The 17,646-nt window shown below is 58.1% G+C and carries 13 protein-coding genes; 6 read left to right on the top strand and 7 right to left on the bottom strand.

All coding sequences use genetic code 11. From position 1 onward, the window contains the following. Nucleotides 1-167: 167 nt before the first annotated feature. On the bottom strand, nt 168-599 hold the full coding sequence (locus tag AAE514_RS01810; RefSeq protein WP_347329772.1) for a CBS domain-containing protein: 432 nt from the start codon (nt 597-599) through the stop codon (nt 168-170). A gap of 212 nt (nt 600-811) precedes the next feature. On the opposite strand from AAE514_RS01810, the gene AAE514_RS01805 reads away from it, so the two are divergent. Both AAE514_RS01805 and AAE514_RS01800 read left to right on the top strand, forming a co-directional pair. After that, nucleotides 812-2,122 carry an acetyl-CoA C-acetyltransferase gene (locus tag AAE514_RS01805; RefSeq protein ID WP_347329770.1) on the top strand — a complete coding sequence of 437 codons (1,311 nt, stop codon included), beginning with the start codon at nt 812-814 and terminating at the stop codon, nt 2,120-2,122. 12 nt (nt 2,123-2,134) lie between these two features. Continuing rightward, a complete protein-coding gene (locus AAE514_RS01800) occupies nt 2,135-4,240 on the top strand; it encodes a 3-hydroxyacyl-CoA dehydrogenase NAD-binding domain-containing protein (RefSeq protein WP_347329769.1) in 2,106 nt (701 codons plus the stop codon). Nucleotides 4,241-4,308: 68 nt separating this feature from the next. On the opposite strand, the gene chrA is transcribed toward AAE514_RS01800, so the two are convergent. The 5 genes from chrA to glgC all read right to left on the bottom strand — a co-directional run bounded on the left by chrA (nt 4,309) and on the right by glgC (nt 10,559). Continuing rightward, nucleotides 4,309-5,499 (bottom strand): chromate efflux transporter, encoded by a 1,191-nt coding sequence (gene chrA / locus AAE514_RS01795; protein ID WP_347329768.1) that lies wholly within the window; start codon nt 5,497-5,499, stop codon nt 4,309-4,311. 127 nt (nt 5,500-5,626) lie between these two features. After that, nucleotides 5,627-6,058 carry a PilZ domain-containing protein gene (locus AAE514_RS01790; protein ID WP_347329767.1) on the bottom strand — a complete coding sequence of 144 codons (432 nt, stop codon included), beginning with the start codon at nt 6,056-6,058 and terminating at the stop codon, nt 5,627-5,629. Between the two features lie 10 nt (nt 6,059-6,068). Beyond that, nucleotides 6,069-7,580, bottom strand: a complete 1,512-nt coding sequence (gene malQ, locus AAE514_RS01785; RefSeq protein WP_347329766.1) for a 4-alpha-glucanotransferase — start codon at nt 7,578-7,580, stop codon at nt 6,069-6,071. Continuing rightward, complete coding sequence (locus tag AAE514_RS01780) at nt 7,580-9,265, bottom strand: glycoside hydrolase family 57 protein (protein WP_347329765.1); 1,686 nt, start codon at nt 9,263-9,265, stop codon at nt 7,580-7,582. The genes malQ and AAE514_RS01780 overlap by 1 nt, the downstream gene beginning before the upstream one ends. 25 nt (nt 9,266-9,290) lie before the next feature. Beyond that, nucleotides 9,291-10,559 carry a glucose-1-phosphate adenylyltransferase gene (gene glgC / locus AAE514_RS01775; RefSeq protein ID WP_347329764.1) on the bottom strand — a complete coding sequence of 423 codons (1,269 nt, stop codon included), beginning with the start codon at nt 10,557-10,559 and terminating at the stop codon, nt 9,291-9,293. Between the two features lie 340 nt (nt 10,560-10,899). Here glgC and glgB point away from each other — a divergent pair, with 340 nt between their 5' ends. Next, nucleotides 10,900-13,092: a 1,4-alpha-glucan branching protein GlgB gene (gene glgB / locus AAE514_RS01770; RefSeq protein ID WP_347329763.1), complete on the top strand. Its 2,193-nt coding sequence runs from the start codon at nt 10,900-10,902 to the stop codon at nt 13,090-13,092. Then, complete coding sequence (gene glgA, locus AAE514_RS01765) at nt 13,077-14,576, top strand: glycogen synthase GlgA (RefSeq protein WP_347329762.1); 1,500 nt, start codon at nt 13,077-13,079, stop codon at nt 14,574-14,576. The genes glgB and glgA overlap by 16 nt, the downstream gene beginning before the upstream one ends. Here glgA and AAE514_RS01760 read toward each other — a convergent pair. Continuing rightward, nucleotides 14,573-15,178, bottom strand: coding sequence for a redoxin domain-containing protein (locus AAE514_RS01760; RefSeq protein WP_347329761.1), 606 nt, complete (start codon nt 15,176-15,178; stop codon nt 14,573-14,575). The two genes, glgA and AAE514_RS01760, sit on opposite strands and share 4 nt — an antisense overlap. Before the next feature lie 231 nt (nt 15,179-15,409). Here AAE514_RS01760 and imuA point away from each other — a divergent pair, with 231 nt between their 5' ends. After that, nucleotides 15,410-16,108 carry a translesion DNA synthesis-associated protein ImuA gene (gene imuA / locus AAE514_RS01755; RefSeq protein ID WP_347329760.1) on the top strand — a complete coding sequence of 233 codons (699 nt, stop codon included), beginning with the start codon at nt 15,410-15,412 and terminating at the stop codon, nt 16,106-16,108. Nucleotides 16,109-16,119: 11 nt separating this feature from the next. Further along, on the top strand, nt 16,120-17,526 hold the full coding sequence (locus AAE514_RS01750; RefSeq protein WP_347329759.1) for a Y-family DNA polymerase: 1,407 nt from the start codon (nt 16,120-16,122) through the stop codon (nt 17,524-17,526). Nucleotides 17,527-17,646: the final 120 nt, after the last annotated feature.

The following is a 17,646-nucleotide window of genomic DNA, read 5'->3' as shown; positions in this document are numbered from 1 at the left end:
CGAAATAGTCTCTACGTTTAGGCCGAAATTATACTGGATTTCCACAGGAATTTACGAAGAGCCCAGAAGAAGAGATGAGGCTCGCCCTGGAGGCGCGGCCCTAAAAGGAAGAAATGTTCTGGTAAAGGAAGCGGTGGGCCAAACGGTTGGCCCACCCGAACAAGGAATCAGTGATACCGTTGACAGCAGTTAATAACCCGCTGGGTCAGGTCCGAATCCTTTTTAGCGTCGCATTTTTCTGCAATATCACTCAGGCTGACCACCCCGACAAAATCCTTGTTGGTCTTGTTGTTCAGTACAATCAGCCGTTGTACGTTCTGCTGGTGCATGTTTTGCAAAACGTCTTTGACATCGTCATCTTCATAACAGTAGAGCACCTTGCCGCTCATAATGGTGCTGACCTTGTCATTGGCGGTTTTACCGTTGGTCATGCCTCTCAGGGCGATATCGCGGTCGGTTAGCACACCTACCAGCTTTTCCCGGTCGGCCACTGGCGTGAAACCCCTGTCTTCTTGCTCCAAGCGCTTGGCCGCTTCGCCAATAGTGGCACTGGCTTCAATGTACTCTGGTTTGCCGCTCATCAAATTCTTGACTTGCATCGTTCCTCTCCTTCTCGTTGAAAACGTGAAGACGTGCATAACTTGGGACACGGGGAGTTACTGAGAATTCCCACTTTTGTTTTAATTGAGCGCAATCCACTGAAAAAACGCCCGCCCATGGCCTCTGACAATAAGAGCAGTTGTCATTCTACGAGATAAGGCCTTATGCTTGAGGGTATCGAACTATTCCACTGATTGTTCAAGGAGCCCTCATGGCGAATGATTTCCACTCCACTGCCGGCCGCCGCCCGGTTTACCTCGTCGATGGCGCCCGCACCCCCTTTCTAAAGGCCCGGGGCCGGCCCGGTCCGTTCACCCCCGTGGACCTCGCGGTCCAGGCAGGCCGTCCGCTGCTGATGCGCCAACCCTTTGAGTCGTCTGCGTTTGACCAGGTGGTTCTGGGGTGCGTTAACGTGATTTCCGAGGAAATGAACCCCTCCCGTGTGGCCGCCCTGCGACTGGGCATGGGGGAAAACATGCCGGCCTATACCGTCCAAATCAATTGCGGTTCCGGCATGCTGTCCATCGACAGCGCTTATCGCCACATCCAAAGCGGCAGCTCGGACCTGATTCTGGCCGGCGGCGCGGAGGCACTGAGCCACTCACCGCTGCTGCTTCAACAAAAAACCGTCAACTGGCTCGCCGATTTGCAGCTTGCCAAAAGCCCCATGGCGAAGCTGAAAACCTTGACCCGGCTAAAGCTCGGCATGCTGAAACCGGTGGTGGGTCTGGAACGGGGGCTGACCGACCCCATTGTGGAATTGAATATGGGCCAGACCGCGGAGGTAATCGCACAACTGTATGGGATTACCCGCCAACAGGCCGATGAATACGCTGTCAGCAGCCACTTGCGTCTAGCTAAGGCGCAGGAGGAAGGCTGGTTGGATAATGAAGTGGTGCCCGCCATCGCACCCGATGGCACCCTCTACTCCGAAGACAATGGCGTCCGCCGGGACAGCTCGGTGGAGCACCTCAGCAAGCTTAAGCCCGTGTTTGAGCGCCCCTATGGCATTGTCACCGCCGGGAACAGCTCCCAGATTACCGATGGCGCCTCCTGGATGATTCTCGCCTCCGAAGAGGCGGTGCAGAAACATAACTTGACTCCCAAGGCGGTCATTACCGACAGCCATTGGTCCGCCCTCGACCCTCAAATAATGGGGTTGGGCCCGGCCATGAGCATCGCTCAATTGTTGACCCGCCACAATATGCGCCTGGAAGACATTGATTTGTGGGAGCTCAACGAGGCCTTTGCCGCTCAAGTACTGGCCTGCCTGGAAGCCCTGGATGACGACACTTTCTGCCGGGAAGCGCTCGGGCTGGAGCAGCGCCTCGGCCGCATTGACCGGGAGAAACTGAACGTTGACGGCGGCGCCGTGGCGCTCGGCCACCCAGTGGGTACCAGTGGCAACCGTATTGTTCTGCACCTGATGAATACCCTGGAACGCAAAGGGCTGAAACGCGGTATTGCGACACAATGCATCGGCGGCGGCCAGGCCGGCGCCATGATGATCGAACGACTTTAAGGAGAGCGCTAGATGACAGGTCCCGTATTTTCCGCCTTACAGGCACGCGCCCTCGAACTGGGCCCTTTTGGCTACCAACCCGACCAGGAAAGCAGTGGTCCCTGGAAACACTGGCAGCTCAAACGCGACGAGCAGGGCATTGCCTGGCTGCTGCTCAACAAAGCGGACTCAAGCACCAACGTGCTCTCGGCCGAGGTGTTGGAGGAGTTGGGTCAGGTACTGGATGACCTTGAGTCCGACCTCCCTAAAGCACTGGTGCTGCGCTCCGGTAAAACCGGAAGCTTTTGTGTCGGCGCCGATATTAAGGAGTTTCGCAACCTTCACAGCGAAACCGAGGTGGAGGACAAGCTAAACAAAGCCCATGGCGTAGTGAATCGGCTGGAAGATTTGCGCTGCCCCACCATTGCGGTGATTCACGGCGCGGCATTGGGGGGCGGCCTGGAGCTGGCCCTGTGCTGTGATTATCGCATCGCCATAAAAGGGGCGACCTTCGGCACGCCGGAAGTGCTTCTGGGTCTGCACCCCGGCCTGGGAGGCACCGGTCGCCTGGTGGATCTGATCAGCCCCGTGCAGGCGATGACCATGATGCTGACCGGCAAAAACACACGCGATAAGAAGGCCAAGTCCCTGGGGCTGGTGGATGCCCTGGTGCAGGAAAGGCACGTCGCCAACGCGGTCAGGGCCGCGGCGGACGGCAAACTCTCACGCCGAAAGAACCACTGGACAGCGAAGCTGTTTCGCCTTGACCCTGTACGGCGCTATGCCGGCAAAAAAATGCGTTCCCAGGCGGCCAGCAAGGCACCTGCGGAACATTACCCGGCGCCTTACGCGCTGGTCGACCTCTGGGAAAAGCACGGGCAAAATCGAAAGAGTTTACTGAAGCATGAAGTGCCCTCTTTCGCCAAACTGCTGACCAGTGAAACCTCCCGCAACCTAGTCCGGGTTTTCTTTCTTAGAGAAAGCCTCAAAGGCCAGTCCTCGGTCGGGGAGGATGTCGACCCGGTGAAGCAGGTTCACGTGATTGGCGCCGGCGCCATGGGCGGTGATATTGCCGGCTGGTGTGCCATTCAGGGGCTTCGGGTTACGCTATTCGATACCCAGCCCGAAATGATTGCGAAGGCCATCGGTAAAACCGCGGACTTATGTCGGAAAAAACGCTTCAGCTCGGCCGATACGCGAGCCGTACTGGACCGGCTGATTCCCGACTTTACCCACCAGGGAATCGGCCAGGCAGACCTGGTGCTTGAAGCTGTTCCGGAGAAACTGGAAATCAAACACAAGGTGTTCGCCGAAATCGAGCCCCAACTCAAGGACGGGGCGATTTTGGCCTCCAATACCTCGAGCATTCCCCTGGAACAGCTGCAGGAAGGTTTGAAGCAACCCGAGCGACTGGTGGGCGTGCACTTCTTTAACCCCGTCGCGCAGATGCAGTTGGTGGAGGTGGTCAAACATTCCGCCCTGAACGATCATACCTATGATCGAGCCCGCCAGTTTGTCGGACAGATCAGCCGCCTGCCCTGCCCGGTTTCCAGCGCCCCCGGCTTTCTGGTCAACCGCGCGCTGACGCCTTATTTGATTGAAGCGATCATGATGCTCGACGAAGGCGTTAAAGCGGAGAGTATTGACCGGGTCGCGCTCGACTTCGGCATGCCCATGGGGCCCATTGAACTGGCGGACCAAGTCGGGTTGGATATCTGCCTAGGCGTGGCGGAAATGCTGCGCGAGCGCCTGGAAGGTGACTTGCCCGAGCCGCCCAAATGGTTCCGGGACAAGGTTGAGCAAGAAAAGCTCGGCAAGAAAACCGGTGAAGGCTTGTACCAATGGGAAAAAGGCAAACCCAAGAAACAGGACCAAGTGCCCCGCGCACCAGAGGATACCCTGGACCGCTTGATATTGCCCATGCTCAATGCCTGCATGGCCTGCCTGAGCGAGAACGTCGTGGAGGATGAAGAACTACTCGACGGGGCCATGATTTTTGGCACCGGCTTCGCCCCCTTCCGCGGCGGGCCCATGAAGTACGCCCACGAGCGAGGTTTTGGCGAAATCCAGCAGCGCTTGCAACAGTTGGAACAACTCCATGGCCAACGCTTCTCCCCGGATGCAGGTTGGAGTCGTTAAGGACTTTTAAGGGCCGTTAAAGACTTTAATGAGCCGTTAAAGACTTCGAGGGCCGCCCGTTATCTCTGTTAAAGCAGTGGATGAATGACGGCGGTCCCCACGACAACCAGCCAAGGCGGCAGACGCCAGTAGAGCAAAGCGCCAAACGCCGCCAATGCAATACCGAAATCGGTGGGCGAGTGAATGGCGCTGGTCCATACCGGGTCATAAAAGGCCGCCAACAGCAGGCCGACCACGGCAGCATTCACACCCGTGAGTGCTTTGCGTAAGGTGGGTTGCCGGCGCAGAGCGCCCCATAACGGCAAGGCAGCAATAATCAGCAAGAAGCCCGGCAGAAATATAGAGATTATCGCTAAGCTCCCCAGCACCACGGCTTCCGGCCCTGTGCCAATGGCCGCCCCCAGGTAACCGGCGAACGTAAAGAGCGGGCCCGGCAACGCTTGGGCGGCACCGTAGCCGGCCAGAAACAGGTCGTTGGAAATCAGTCCTTCCGGCACCAGCTCCGCCTGCAGAAGTGGCAGCACAACGTGCCCTCCCCCAAACACCAAAGCACCGGCCCGGTAGAAGCTATCGAGTAATAACAGATAGGCATTTTGAAGCTGGCTCGACAGAAGCGGCAGAGTCGAGAGCAACAGCGCGAAGAACAATGCCGCCACCCAGCCGGCTTTCGCTTTGGCCATTGGAAAACTCCCTTCCGTGGGCTTGTGGTGGGACTGAAGCCACACAACCCCAACCAGAGCCCCCAGGAATATGCCGCTAAGTTGCCCCCAGACGCCATCAATAGTTAATGCCAGCAGCGCTGAGGCAATGGCCAGAGTGGCGGTCAGGCGATCGGGGCAGAGTGACTTGCCCATTCCCCAAAGCGCTTGAGCCACCACGGCCACGGCGACGACTTTCAGGCCTGAGAGCCATTCGGCGCCCTGAGCCATACCGGTTTGGGTCACGGCCAAGGCAAAGCCAATCATCAATATCGCCGAAGGCAATGTGAAACCCAGCCATGCCACCAAAGAGCCCGGCAGACCCCGGCGGAAATACCCCAGCCCCATACCCACCTGACTACTGGCGGGGCCGGGCAAAAATTGGCACAGGGCGACCAGATCCGCATAGTCGTGGTCAGCGAGCCAGCGCCGGCGTGCAACAAATTCAGTGCGGAAGTACCCCAAGTGGGCCACCGGCCCTCCGAAGCTGGTACAGCCCAGGGTAAGAAACGCGAGGAAGATCGAAAGCAACGAGTCTTTGTCAGTTTGGGGGGAGGCCATGCGCGCGGTCCCATTCAGTCGCTAAAAAGCCTCTATCCTAACCTCCGGGGCTTTTCAGGGGCAATTCAGGCTGATGCGCGAGCCTTGTTTTGCTCACACCCATGAAGCGCCCCCGCCTATACAGAGTTCATTGGCCTCTGAGTTGAACCGGGCTTACCTCCCCGGGCTCCTCCGGCCCACCCGCGACTCGTGCCGCGCGGGTAGCGGTTTCAGCCAATAGGTCACGGTTGACTCGGTGCTGATCCCACCGCCGTTGCTCAATGAATTCCTTCAACGGCTGGGCGTTCTGCTCCGCCACATCCAGCTCAAGCCCAATACCAAACGTGGATTTGTGTACGACCAGCGCCCCGATTCGACAACGACGGTTGCCCTTGACCCGTTGGCCCAAAAGAATTTCGAGTTCCAATGTTTGCAGCTCGCGCACGTCCCCGTAGTCAGTTTCGACAAACAGGCCGTGGCGGCTGCCATTTTTGATTCGCCCCATGGCAACCGGCGCGCCGTGTTTGTAGATTAGCGCATTGATATTCAGTGGGACTCTTCGGCTGCAGCGATGCTCCATGGCAAATACCTCATAAACGTGAGTGATGGTTAAGCGATAGATTGGGTTGACGCCCGTATAGCGTCAGCCAGTGAATCATTCTTTGGGGTAAGTCGGGTGGGACTTGTGGCCAGGCAAAACGCCAAAGCCAATTGCCCTCCTCTGTGCCGGGCCGGTTCATGCGATGTTCGCTGTTCAAGCCCAGCAGGTCTTGCAAGGGGATAATCGCAATATTGGCGACGGAAGAAAGGGCCAGCCTGACCAGCAGGTCTGGCATGTCGTCCTGACTGTGATGGCAGTAGTCGAGCAGGCGCTCCTGTACTGCTTGTTCTTGTGAGCAGAACCAGCCAAGGCTGGTATCGTTGTCGTGGGTCCCGGTGTAAACCACCGTGTGGGGCGAATAGTTATGCGGCAAATGGGGGTTGTCCGAATTGCCGTCAAAGGCGAACTGCAAAACCACCATGCCCGGCAGTTTGAAGGACTCCCGCAGCACTTCCACCTCTTCTGTGATAACGCCCAGGTTTTCCGCCACCAACGGTAGGTTTTTGTGTTCGCGAAACAGGCTGTTTAACAGGGCTCGGCCCGGGGCCTCTACCCAGCGCCCAAGACGCGGCTGGGGCGTGCTGGCGGGAATTTCCCAAAAGGCCTCGAGACCGCGAAAGTGATCGAGCCGAACCAAGTCAAACCACAGTAACTGGGTGCTGACGCGCTGGCGCCACCAGCGGAAGTCATTGGCCTGCATTTCCTCCCAGTTATAATGAGGGTTGCCCCAGTGCTGACCGTCTTCGGAAAAATAATCCGGCGGCACCCCCGCCACTGTCAGTGGCTGGCCCGCCGCATCAAGGTGAAATAGGGACTGGTTCGCCCAGACATCGGCGCTGTCATGAGCGACGAAAATTGGCATGTCGCCAAACAAAGCGACCTGCTTTTCCCGTGCATAGTGGCGCAGTGCTTGCCACTGCTGGTTAAAAATAAACTGCTCGAAACGGTAGATTTCAATGGGTTGCGTCAGCTCTCGGCGCATGCGCGCCATACCCTGAGTTCGACGCAACCGAACATCGTCCGGCCAATGGGTCCAGTCCCCTTCCGGGTAGCAGTCTCGCAGCGCCATGAACAGGGCGTAATCATCCAGCCAATGGTGCTGCTCATAGCAAAACCGCTCAAAGCTTTCCGCGCTATCGGGCTGGTCATCATAGTGGGAGAAAAAGCAATCCGCCGCACGGCGGCGAGCTTGCTTCGGCGTTTCGCTAAAGCGGTGTTCAGGGGAGAGCCACTGCCGCGCCACCAAGTCATCCAAATCTATCAGGTCCGGGTTGCCGGCATGCACCGACAGGGTCTGATAAGGCGAGCGGTTTAGATGGGTGGGCCCAAGAGGCAGCATTTGCCAAAGCGTCAGCCCAGAGTCGGCCAGAAAGTCGACAAAACGGTAGGCTTCCACACCGAGCGTGCCGTTGCTCCCCTCCCCCGGCAGTGACGTGGGGTGCAACAGCACCCCGGCGCGACGGTCTCGCATGAGCGGGTGGGGCAGGTCGCGCAAAGCCATTAGGTGGCGCCCTCCGCGTGCCCTTTGCGCATAACTCCGCCGGCGGCGGGTGAGCCACCACCGTGACTGAATGCAGATTTCAAATACTCGGGCGCCGGCTGTTTAAGTAGCGTGTACAAGTTGGTCAGGTGGCGGCGGAACAGGTAATCAAAATCTCGCACGCTTCCCGACGGATTGTAGTCCCCAAACCACCAGAACCAGTCCGACCCTTCACACTGAGCCAGTTGTAGCTCAGCCGCTTCCCTTTCAGCCTCATTGAGGACTTCGACCGATTGGTCGTAAACCGCTTTGGCCTCACACAACATGTCCCAGGCGCGGTTCTTGTCCCGGTCACCAATCCAGGTTGAAAAGGTGCCGTAAACCCAGCTTCCGGCCACCATGTGTTTGAGCGCAACGGGTTCAAGTTCGCGTTCGGCCAGTGCCGCTTCATAGGTTGTCAGCTCCAAGCGGGGGTGGTCCCCGAGGCGGCGGTAAAGGGCTTCGAGAAAGTGCCAGGCGTTTTCGGGGTAGTATTCCCAGGCATTCTCGCCGTCCATAATAATGGAGATGACACAGGCCTCCGGGTCGTCGCTGTGATCGGCAATGTTAACCAAGTGGTTCAGCAGGTCTCCCACCGCATCTTCGGCGTGCCAATCCGCATACTGAAACCCGATCAAGTCCGAGAGTCCGTCGTCCCGGAAAAACGTATAGAGGTCGCTGCCTTCGAATTGGTAGGCGCGGTGCAAATGTTTGGGCGCCAGGCCCTTATTGTCCTTGTGCTTAATGCTGTTGTGCAGAACGGAGTCTCCCGTGGCGCTCCACAGAAACTGTTCTTCGCTCAGCAGTGCCAGGGTAGCGTCACTGAGGGCCCCTTCGGAGGCCCAGCAGCCCTTGGGCCGGCAGCCAAAATACTGCTCAAAAACCTCAAGGCCATGGCGCACATGCCAATGCGCCCGCGCTTCGCCCCCGGGGTACTGCGAAGCCTCGGGTAGCGACACCTTCGGCATCGCCTGGCGGGCGCTGTCAAAGTCCAGCAATAGCGGCAATATGGGGTGCGCGTAAGGGCTCATTGCCAGCTCGATGCGCCCCTGCTCATGAAGTGCCCGGTAACCCGGTTTGATCAGACGCAGTTGGTCCGCCACGACGGATAGCAACGTCCTTCGGTCCTCTTTGGTGAAACCGCCGCGCTTTTCCTGAAGCGCCTTAATACGATCGTCGTGTCGGCGGTGATGTTCTCCCAGCCAGGCCAGGTGGTACCAAACCAGGATGTCGATCAAAAACTGTTCAGTTAAATAGTTTAGCCCTTGGGGTGCTTCGATGGCTTGTTCAAACACCTGGACCAGGGACCGGTAGGCGGGAAAGCGCTCAATCATGCGATCACGGTGAGCACGAAGACAGTTCTCCGCTAGGGTTTGAAACGCTTCACTGCCCGGCGTTGGTTGTTCATCCCGCATCAGCGCGGCGAGCATCGGGTCCCGAATCGGTTCGCCCTTCTCCAAGTACTGATCCACCTGACTCAGGTAGTCATCCAGCTGCTCCAGGAGAATGGGCGCGAAATTCACCACCGCACAGGCCCGGGGGTTGGCCTCCAGGTGCGCCAGCATATCGGTGTAGTCTTTAAGTGCATGCAGGTAAGTCCAGGGAAAATAATATTCCCCCGTCAACCGATCCCGGTAATCCGGTTGATGCATGTGCCAGCAAAGCACGACCTTTGCTCGTGGCTGACTGACCTCAGAACACATAGGAATTCCCCTCATCCAGCATTTCGGGAGTAACAAGCACCACTCCCTTTGGTGATACGTGAAACCGCTTGCGATCTTCTTCAAGGTTGTAGCCGATCTCCGTGCCCGGTGGGATCTGGCACCCCCGATCGATCAACGCCTTTTTGATTCGACAGTTGCGCCCGACATCCACTCGGGGAAACAGCACCGAGTCGGTCACTTCGGCGTAAGAGTGGATTCTTACCCTCGGGAACAGCAGTGAATGGTTCACCTGCGCTCCCGAGACGATACTCCCGCCGGCGACCATGGAGTCCACCGCGCTGCCTCGGCGGCCCTCATCGTCAAACACAAACTTGGCCGGGGGCACCTGTTCCTGATAGGTCCAAATCGGCCACTCCGAGTTGTACAGGTCCAGCTCTGGGGTAATACCCGTCAGCTCCAGGTTCGCCTCCCAGAGCGAGTCGATGGTGCCCACATCGCGCCAGTAGGCTTTCCCACCGGTAACCGGGTCTCGGAAGGGAAAAGCCGTGACCCGGTGGCTCTTTATCAAAGAGGGAATAATATCTTTACCGAAATCGTGGGAGGAGCCCGGCAGGTTTTGGTCGTTAAGAAGCTCCCGAAACAGCACCTCGGTATTGAAGATATAAATGCCCATGGAGGCCAGCGCCTGATCGGAGGAGCCCGGCATGGGCTCGGGGTTTTTCGGCTTTTCCAGGAAGCTGACAATCTGGTTGTCGCTGTCAATATTCATTACGCCAAAGGCACTGGCTTGCTCCAGAGGCACCTCAATGCAACCCACGGTAATGTCGGCCTCGCGCTCCACGTGAGCGGCCAACATGGTGCCGTAATCCATTTTATAGACGTGGTCACCCGCCAGGATCAATACATAGGCCGGGTTGTGGCGGCGAATAATATCCAGGTTTTGCAAAACGGCATCGGCCGTGCCCGCATACCAGTTCTCCCCCATGCGTTGCTGGGCGGGGAGCAACTCGACAAATTCGCCCAGCTCTCCCCCCAGAAAACCCCACCCCCGTTGAATGTGACGATCCAGTGAATGGGATTTGTACTGAGTCAAAACACTGATACGCCGAATGCCGGAATTCACGCAATTAGAAAGCGGAAAATCGATAATGCGAAACTTTCCGCCATAATGCACGGCGGGCTTGGCGCGCCAGTTGGTTAGTTGGTGCAAGCGGGAACCGCGGCCCCCGGCCAGCACGATTGCCAGAGTTTCACGGGTTAAACGACTGACAAAACGTCCGGATGTGGAAGTGAGCATAAAACGTATCCCTAGAACAGGAGAACGTCATCAACAGAGGGGGCTGCCCCGTCGATAACGATTCCATAACAACGATTGAGCAATAAAGATGCCAAGGATTTTTGTTACGTTTGAAACATTGGATTAGTCCGTGGATCCTTGGCTTTAGGGCACCGCTAAGAGTCGCGAAGCGCCCTTCAATAAGTGTAGTCACAAAAATGACAAGTCAACTTGTTCCTGATCAAATGGCATCATTTTTTGTGGCGTCTAAAACAGTGTGCGTGACAATTCATAAACCGCTGGTAATATAACGGCATCCCTATTACGCTTTAACGACATACGCTTGGAAGAGTCATGTCCTATGCCAGCGACTGCTTTAAAGGAAGCCAGCGAGCGCTTGGCGCAAGCCCGACACCACGATCCTTTTCAGGTGCTCGGCTGCCACCCCCTTCCGGGGGACGCTTCATTGGTTACATTTCGTGTTTTTCTGCCTTATGCGAAGAGCATTTCGATAACCGGCGTTAACGCCACATTGACATTAACCCGAGAAACCAAAGACGGCCTATGGTGCTGGAAGGGAGAGAAAGCGGCTCTTCCACCCCACCCTGAACTGGAGTGGAAAGATACCGAGGGCTGCACTTACACAGAGCGAACGCCGTATACCTTCGCCCCACAAGTGGGCGAACTGGACTTGCACCTGTTCGGGGAGGGGCGGCACTGGCAGGTGCAGGACGTGCTTGGCGCTCACTGTAAAACCGTCGACGGAGTCGAGGGTGTGCTGTTCGCCACCTGGGCACCGGCCGCCGAACGGGTGAGTGTCATCGGGGACTTCAACCTCTGGGATGAACGCCGTCATCCCATGCGGGTACTGGGCGGCAGTGGCGTGTGGGAACTGTTCGTCCCCGGCCTGAGCCCGGACAATCTCTACAAATTCTCGGTTCGCAATCGGGAATCGGGGCAAGTGCAATCCAAAGCCGACCCTTACGGCCGCGCCTTTGAAATCCGACCGCAAACCGCCGCGCGCGTCGTGCCCCCCACCCGGTATCGCTGGGGCGATGCCGATTGGCTAGAACAACGGGCCACGTGGGACTGGCAGGCGGCACCCATGTCGGTGTATGAACTGCACCTTAGCTCCTGGCAGAAGACGCAAGAGGGCGGGTTTATGAACTACCGCGACCTGGCCCATCAGATTGCGGACTATGTCAGACCCCTCGGCTTTACCCATATTGAGTTACTGCCGATTACCGAGCACCCGTTGGACGACTCCTGGGGTTATCAAACCACGGGGTATTACGCGCCCACCAGCCGCTTCGGTTCACCGGATGATTTTCGTTACTTTGTGGATTACCTGCATCAAGCGGGGGTGGGTGTCTTACTGGACTGGGTGCCCGCCCATTTTCCCAAGGACGAGCACGCCCTGGCGCGTTACGACGGTACCGCCTTGTATGAGCACGAAGACCCACGCCGGGGCGAGCACCGGGATTGGGGCACACTGATCTACAACTATGGCCGCAATGAGGTGCGCAACTTTTTGTTGGCCAACGCCCTTTATTGGCTAAAGGAATTCCACATTGATGGCCTGCGGGTGGACGCGGTGGCCTCCATGCTTTACCTGGATTACTCCCGTGAGGAGGGTGACTGGCTGCCCAACCGCTATGGCGGCAACGAGAACCTGGAAGCCATTGATTTTCTGCGCCAATTGAACGAGCTCTGCCACGGTGAACATCCGGGGTCTCTGGTTATGGCTGAGGAGTCCACCGCTTGGCCCCAGGTGACGCGGCCCACCTGGGTGGGTGGCCTCGGCTTTTCCATGAAATGGAACATGGGCTGGATGCACGACACCCTAGTCTATATGAGCAAGGATCCGATTTACCGCCATTATCATCACGACCAACTGACCTTTGGGCTGGTGTACGCCTTTACTGAAAACTTCATGTTGCCCTTCTCTCACGATGAAGTCGTGCACGGCAAAGGCAGTCTGTTGGGAAAGATGCCCGGGGATGACTGGCAGAAATTCGCCAACCTGCGGCTACTATACAGTTACCAGTGGACCTATCCGGGCAATAAACTGTTGTTTATGGGCTCGGAATTTGCCCAACGAAAGGAGTGGGCTTACCGGGAGCCCCTGGATTGGGGACTGCTGGACCATGCCCCCCATCGCGGCATTTTGAGCACGGTAACGGACTTGAACCATCTCTACCGAAACCGGACAGAGCTCCACCAGCGGGGTTTTCGCCCCGAGGGCTTTGAATGGATCGATTGCCACGACAGTACTCAGTCTATCATCAGTTATTTGCGCTCCAGTGAAGACGGCTTTCTCGTGGTGGTGCTGAATTTTACCCCCACGCCTCGGGAGGGGTACCGTTTGGGCGTGCCCAGTGCGGGCGAATACCGGGAAATTTTTAATTCGGACTCCACCTATTACGGGGGGAGCAACCTTGGCAACCCGCTGCCCATTCCGGCCGAAGCATCGCCCTGGATGAATCGCCCCTATTCGATCCAAGTGACTTTGCCGCCACTGGGAGCCATTATTCTCGAATGTCACGCGCTATGAATATTCTCTGGCTGGCAAGTGAAGCCTTTCCCCTAATAAAAACCGGCGGCCTTGCCGATGTGGCCGGCGCCCTGCCCCGGGCACTCATCAAACGCGGTCACTCGGTTCGCCTGGTGTTGCCGGCCTACCAGTCGGTGTTTCAACGTTTGGAGGCCCACGGCATCGACGGCAAGGCGCCGCCGCTCAAGCCCCGGGGTACCCTGATATTGGATGGGCGCGAGGTTCGCCTATGGCAAACCCGGCTCCCGGGCACTCGGGTGATTGTGTGGCTGGTAGATATTCCCGAGTTTTCCCGGCGAGTGGGCAACCCCTATGTCACCGCCGAGGGGACGGATTGGCCGGACAACCACCGTCGCTTTTATACCTTGTGCCGGGCGGCGGTAGAACTGGCCATGGGGCGAGCGGGGCTGGACTGGAAAGCCGATCTGGTGCATGCCAATGACTGGCAGGGCGGCATGGCCTGTGAGCTGCTGGCTCGAGAAGACAAAGAGACAACTCGACCACCGGCCACCGTATTCACCATTCACAACCTGGCCTACCACGGCCTGTTTGATGCTTCGGCCCTGCAGGAGCTGGGGTTGCCGCCCGGGCTCTGGCACCCCGATTACCTGGAGTTTTACGGTCAACTGTCCTTTATTAAGGGCGGTCTGGTATTTGCCGACCGGCTGACCACTGTTAGCCCCACTTATGCCCAGGAGGTGCAAGCCCCCGCGGCCGGTTGTGGGCTGGACGGCTTGCTGCGAGCACGGCGCCATCATTTTTACGGAATTCTCAATGGCATTGATGCCAAAGAATGGAACCCCAAGCGGGACGTCCACTTGGTCGCCCACTACGACCACCGCCATTTAGAAAAGAAAGACATTAACAAGCGCGCTTTGTGCTCACAGCTGAGGCTGGCCAACGAGCCGGGCACACCACTTTTGGGCTTTATCGGGCGGATGGTGGAACAAAAAGGCCTGGACTTATTGCTGGGAACACTGCCGGAGTTCCTGGCCCGAAATGATATTCAAGTGGTCATCCTCGGCAGCGGAATGGCGGACTACGAAGAAGCCTTCCAGCGGCTCGCTCAAGATTATCCAGCGCAGTTGTCCGTTCAGCTGGGCTATAACGAAGCATTGGCCCATCAGATTGAGGCCGGCGTAGACCTGTTTTTAATGCCCTCCCTGTTCGAGCCCTGTGGCCTCAACCAACTCTACAGTCTTCGTTACGGAACGCTGCCGTTGGTGCACGCGGTGGGCGGACTAAAGGACACCGTTATTGATAACGATGACCCCGCGCAAGCCAATGGTTTTCGCTTTAATAGCGCCACCACCGGGGCCTTGCGCTCAACCCTCAAGCGGGCCCTGGCCTTGTACCGTGACCACCCCGAAGCTTGGCGGGCACGGCAGCTCAACGCCATGGGAGGCGACTACACCTGGGAGCGGAGCGCCGCCGAATACGAGCGGGTGTACGAAGAAGCGCTTTCGGATTCAGCACTCGCCTAAAGCTCCAGGTCCAGCTCGCAGCCATTGGCCGGTGTAGCGGTTTGCTCCAGAGGCTCCCCGGCCATGGCCGACTCGAGAGCCGCCTCAATATAGCTGTTACCTCTATCTTCGGTCTCTGCGGGGGCCACCCCCGGCGCCCCGCGATACATGAGCGTACCTTTCGGGTCGATCAGAATGACATAGGGGGCCGCCTCAACGCTGTAGGCCCGAGCCATCACACTGGTCTCGTCCAACAAGATGGGCGCCTCGGAAGACAGGCCATTCTCTCCCTTCAGAGCCATAGCCTCTTCCGGCTCCACCACGTTGTCCGGCCCGGGCTTGGAAGAGATGATTGTCAGCCACTTCACGCCTTCTTCCCGGTAACGCTCTTGCAACTGAGGCAGCGCATCGTTGGCATAGGCCTGCTGAACGGCCTCACAGCCGGGATCAAACCACTCCAGTACCAGCCACTCCCCGATGTACTGAGACAGCGTGTGGGATTCTCCGGTCGCATCGCTAACCAGAAAAGCGGGGGCGGGGTCGCCAGGCGTTGTGTCACTCACCACGCTAGCGGAGAGCGCAAGGCCGACAATAAGACTGAAAGGGCGGGCCCACTGCTGCATTCTATGACTCCTCTTTAAGGCTCATTAAGACCTGGCGACCTCAACGCTCGGCCATGAAGAGTAGCCGTGGACGCCAATAGTGCCCCATCCTAGCAAAGTTACCGTTTTATCTCAGTTCAGACTCCACAAACTGGCCTGGGAAAGCAAAAATAACGGCGATTTCACTCCCTTCCTTTTCAGCGGACCTGTGGCGCGCTATACTGTTTGTATATACAGTTTTGCGAGGTTTATGTGGAACCCAGTCTGGAACAGCTCGAACAGCAGCGGCTGATCTGGCGCGGCCGGGAAGCCGCTAGCCCGGCTCAGGTCCGCCCCAGCGGCTGGGCCGAGCTGGATCAACAGCTTGGGGGCTGGCCCGGCGGCGGAGTGACTTCGATTCACTCTCGCGCCGGTGTGGGGGAGCTGCGCCTGCTTTTTCCCAGCCTGCAGTCCCCGGAGCGGCTGTCGGTGTTCATCGCCCCACCCTATCCTCTGAACGCGGAAAGCTTAAAAGGTGCCGGGCTTGATCTGGCAAAGACGTTGATCCTACACCCCGAAACCCCGAAAAGCCGGTTGTGGGCCGCGGAGCAAAGTCTTAAAAGCGGTGTCTGCCACAGCGTCTGCCTTTGGCTGACTCAACCATTGCAAACCGTCCAAGCGCGGCGGTTACAATTGGCGGCCCGCGCGGGCGCCGCCAGCCTGTTTTTGCTGACCCTTCAAGGGGAGGGACGACCAGGCACAGCTCAAAATACAGGGCTACCGTTGGACTTGTGCCTGCAATTGACCCCCCACTCTCAAGGCTTGATGGTGGCTGTTCCCCGCCGGCGCCATGGCTGGCCAGTACCACCGTTTTTGGTCTCCATGGAAAGTACCTGGTCGGAACTGACCTCTCCCACCGTTCAGTTGGCAGCCAATACTCCAGCCCACTGGCGCACCGCGGAAGGACTGTGAAGGGCGGGAATATGCTTTGGCTCTATCTGTATTTTCCGCGGCTGCAGCTTGAAACCCAGGAGCCGGATAATTCGCTCCCCCTCGGCATTGTGGATGAGCGGGACAACCGTTTGGTACAACTGAATGAGACGGCAAAAAACCAGGGAGTGACCCATGGAATGGGGCTCGCCACGGCCGCCGCACTCTGCCCCACTATCCAATTGCTGCCTTTAAAAGAAAGCATGGCCCAACGCCGGATTGAGGAACTGGCTCAAGGGCTTTATGACCTTTCGGGAGACATATCACCCGATACCCCTGAAGGGTTGTGGCTTGGCGCCACCAGAATGGTTAAATACCATAATGGATTTGACAATTATTGCAAAAGCATTCGGCGGTTTTTGGAACGCCAAAACCTCACCTGTCAGCTCGGAGCAGGCACTTCTCCTCTCTCGGCCCGGTTATTGGCCAAAGCCGGGGCACCGCTGAGCGATCAGCCCGACGCCTTGGCCCGAGCTTACCGCCAATGCTCTTTGGCATTGACCGATTTGCCCCTCTCCACCCGGGAGCATTTGCACCGCTTGGGAATTCAGACCATGGCCGGTTTGCTGGCACTACCCCTCAAGGATTTATCTCGCCGTTTTGACGCCGAGCTGGCGCAATACGTGGGGCGCCTAACCGGACAGCTCCCCCACCCGCTGCCGTTTTTTCAACCGCCGGACACCTTTCGCCGCCACCGGGAACTGCCCCACGAACTGGAGACCACTCAACGGTTAATGCCTTGGGTTGAACGCTTGCTGGCCGAGCTGGAAGCTTTTCTTCAGGCGCGGGAGCAGGTGGTCAAACGGGTGGAGCTAAGGCTCTACCCCAGAGAGGGAGAGCCCACGGCCTTAACCATTGGCGCCGCGCGGGGCGAGTCCCGCGCCGAGCATTGGCTGTCGTTGACTGAATTGACGCTTGAGCGCCAGCCTTTGAACGCACCGGTTGTGGCCCTGGCTCTTTCGGCGCGGGAGTTGCTGCCTCGCCCCAAAGACACTGGAGACTGCCTGGACCCCCACAGTACCGCCAAGCTCTCTTCCGACCAACTGGTGGCCTTGTTACAGGCCCGCCTGGGAGAGGACCGTGTCCGGCGGTTGGCCGTGCAAGAGGATTTTCGCCCGGAGAAAGCCACGGTTGAACGGGACCCGCTCAGCAGAGCGGAGCGATTTCCCGACAGCCCACCCCCTCCGAGCCTGCGCCCCGGTTTTCTGCTGGACGCTCCCCAGCCCTGCCGTCAACCACTGGAAATCGTGTATGGGCCGGAGCGAATTGCCACCGGTTGGTGGGATCAGCAACCTCAAGTACGGGATTACTACATAGCCCGCAATAAGGATGGGCAGTGGTGTTGGGTATTCAGGGAGCCACAACAAAGCGGATGGTTTATGCAGGGGTATTTTGCTTAACAGCCCCTTGTGGCCGGCGACTTTGCTTGGAAAGACACGGCTTGAAGGGGCATTGGCTTTTAAGACCCACTGGCTGCGCCGCCGGAGCGGCGAAGCCAGTCACAATGGGACGGCATCGGG

This window comes from Marinimicrobium locisalis, assembly GCF_039822625.1.
Taxonomy (GTDB): Bacteria; Pseudomonadota; Gammaproteobacteria; order Pseudomonadales; family Cellvibrionaceae; genus Marinimicrobium; species Marinimicrobium locisalis.
The sequence above is the reverse complement of the archived record's forward strand: the minus strand, read 5'-3'. Positions and strand labels throughout refer to the sequence as shown.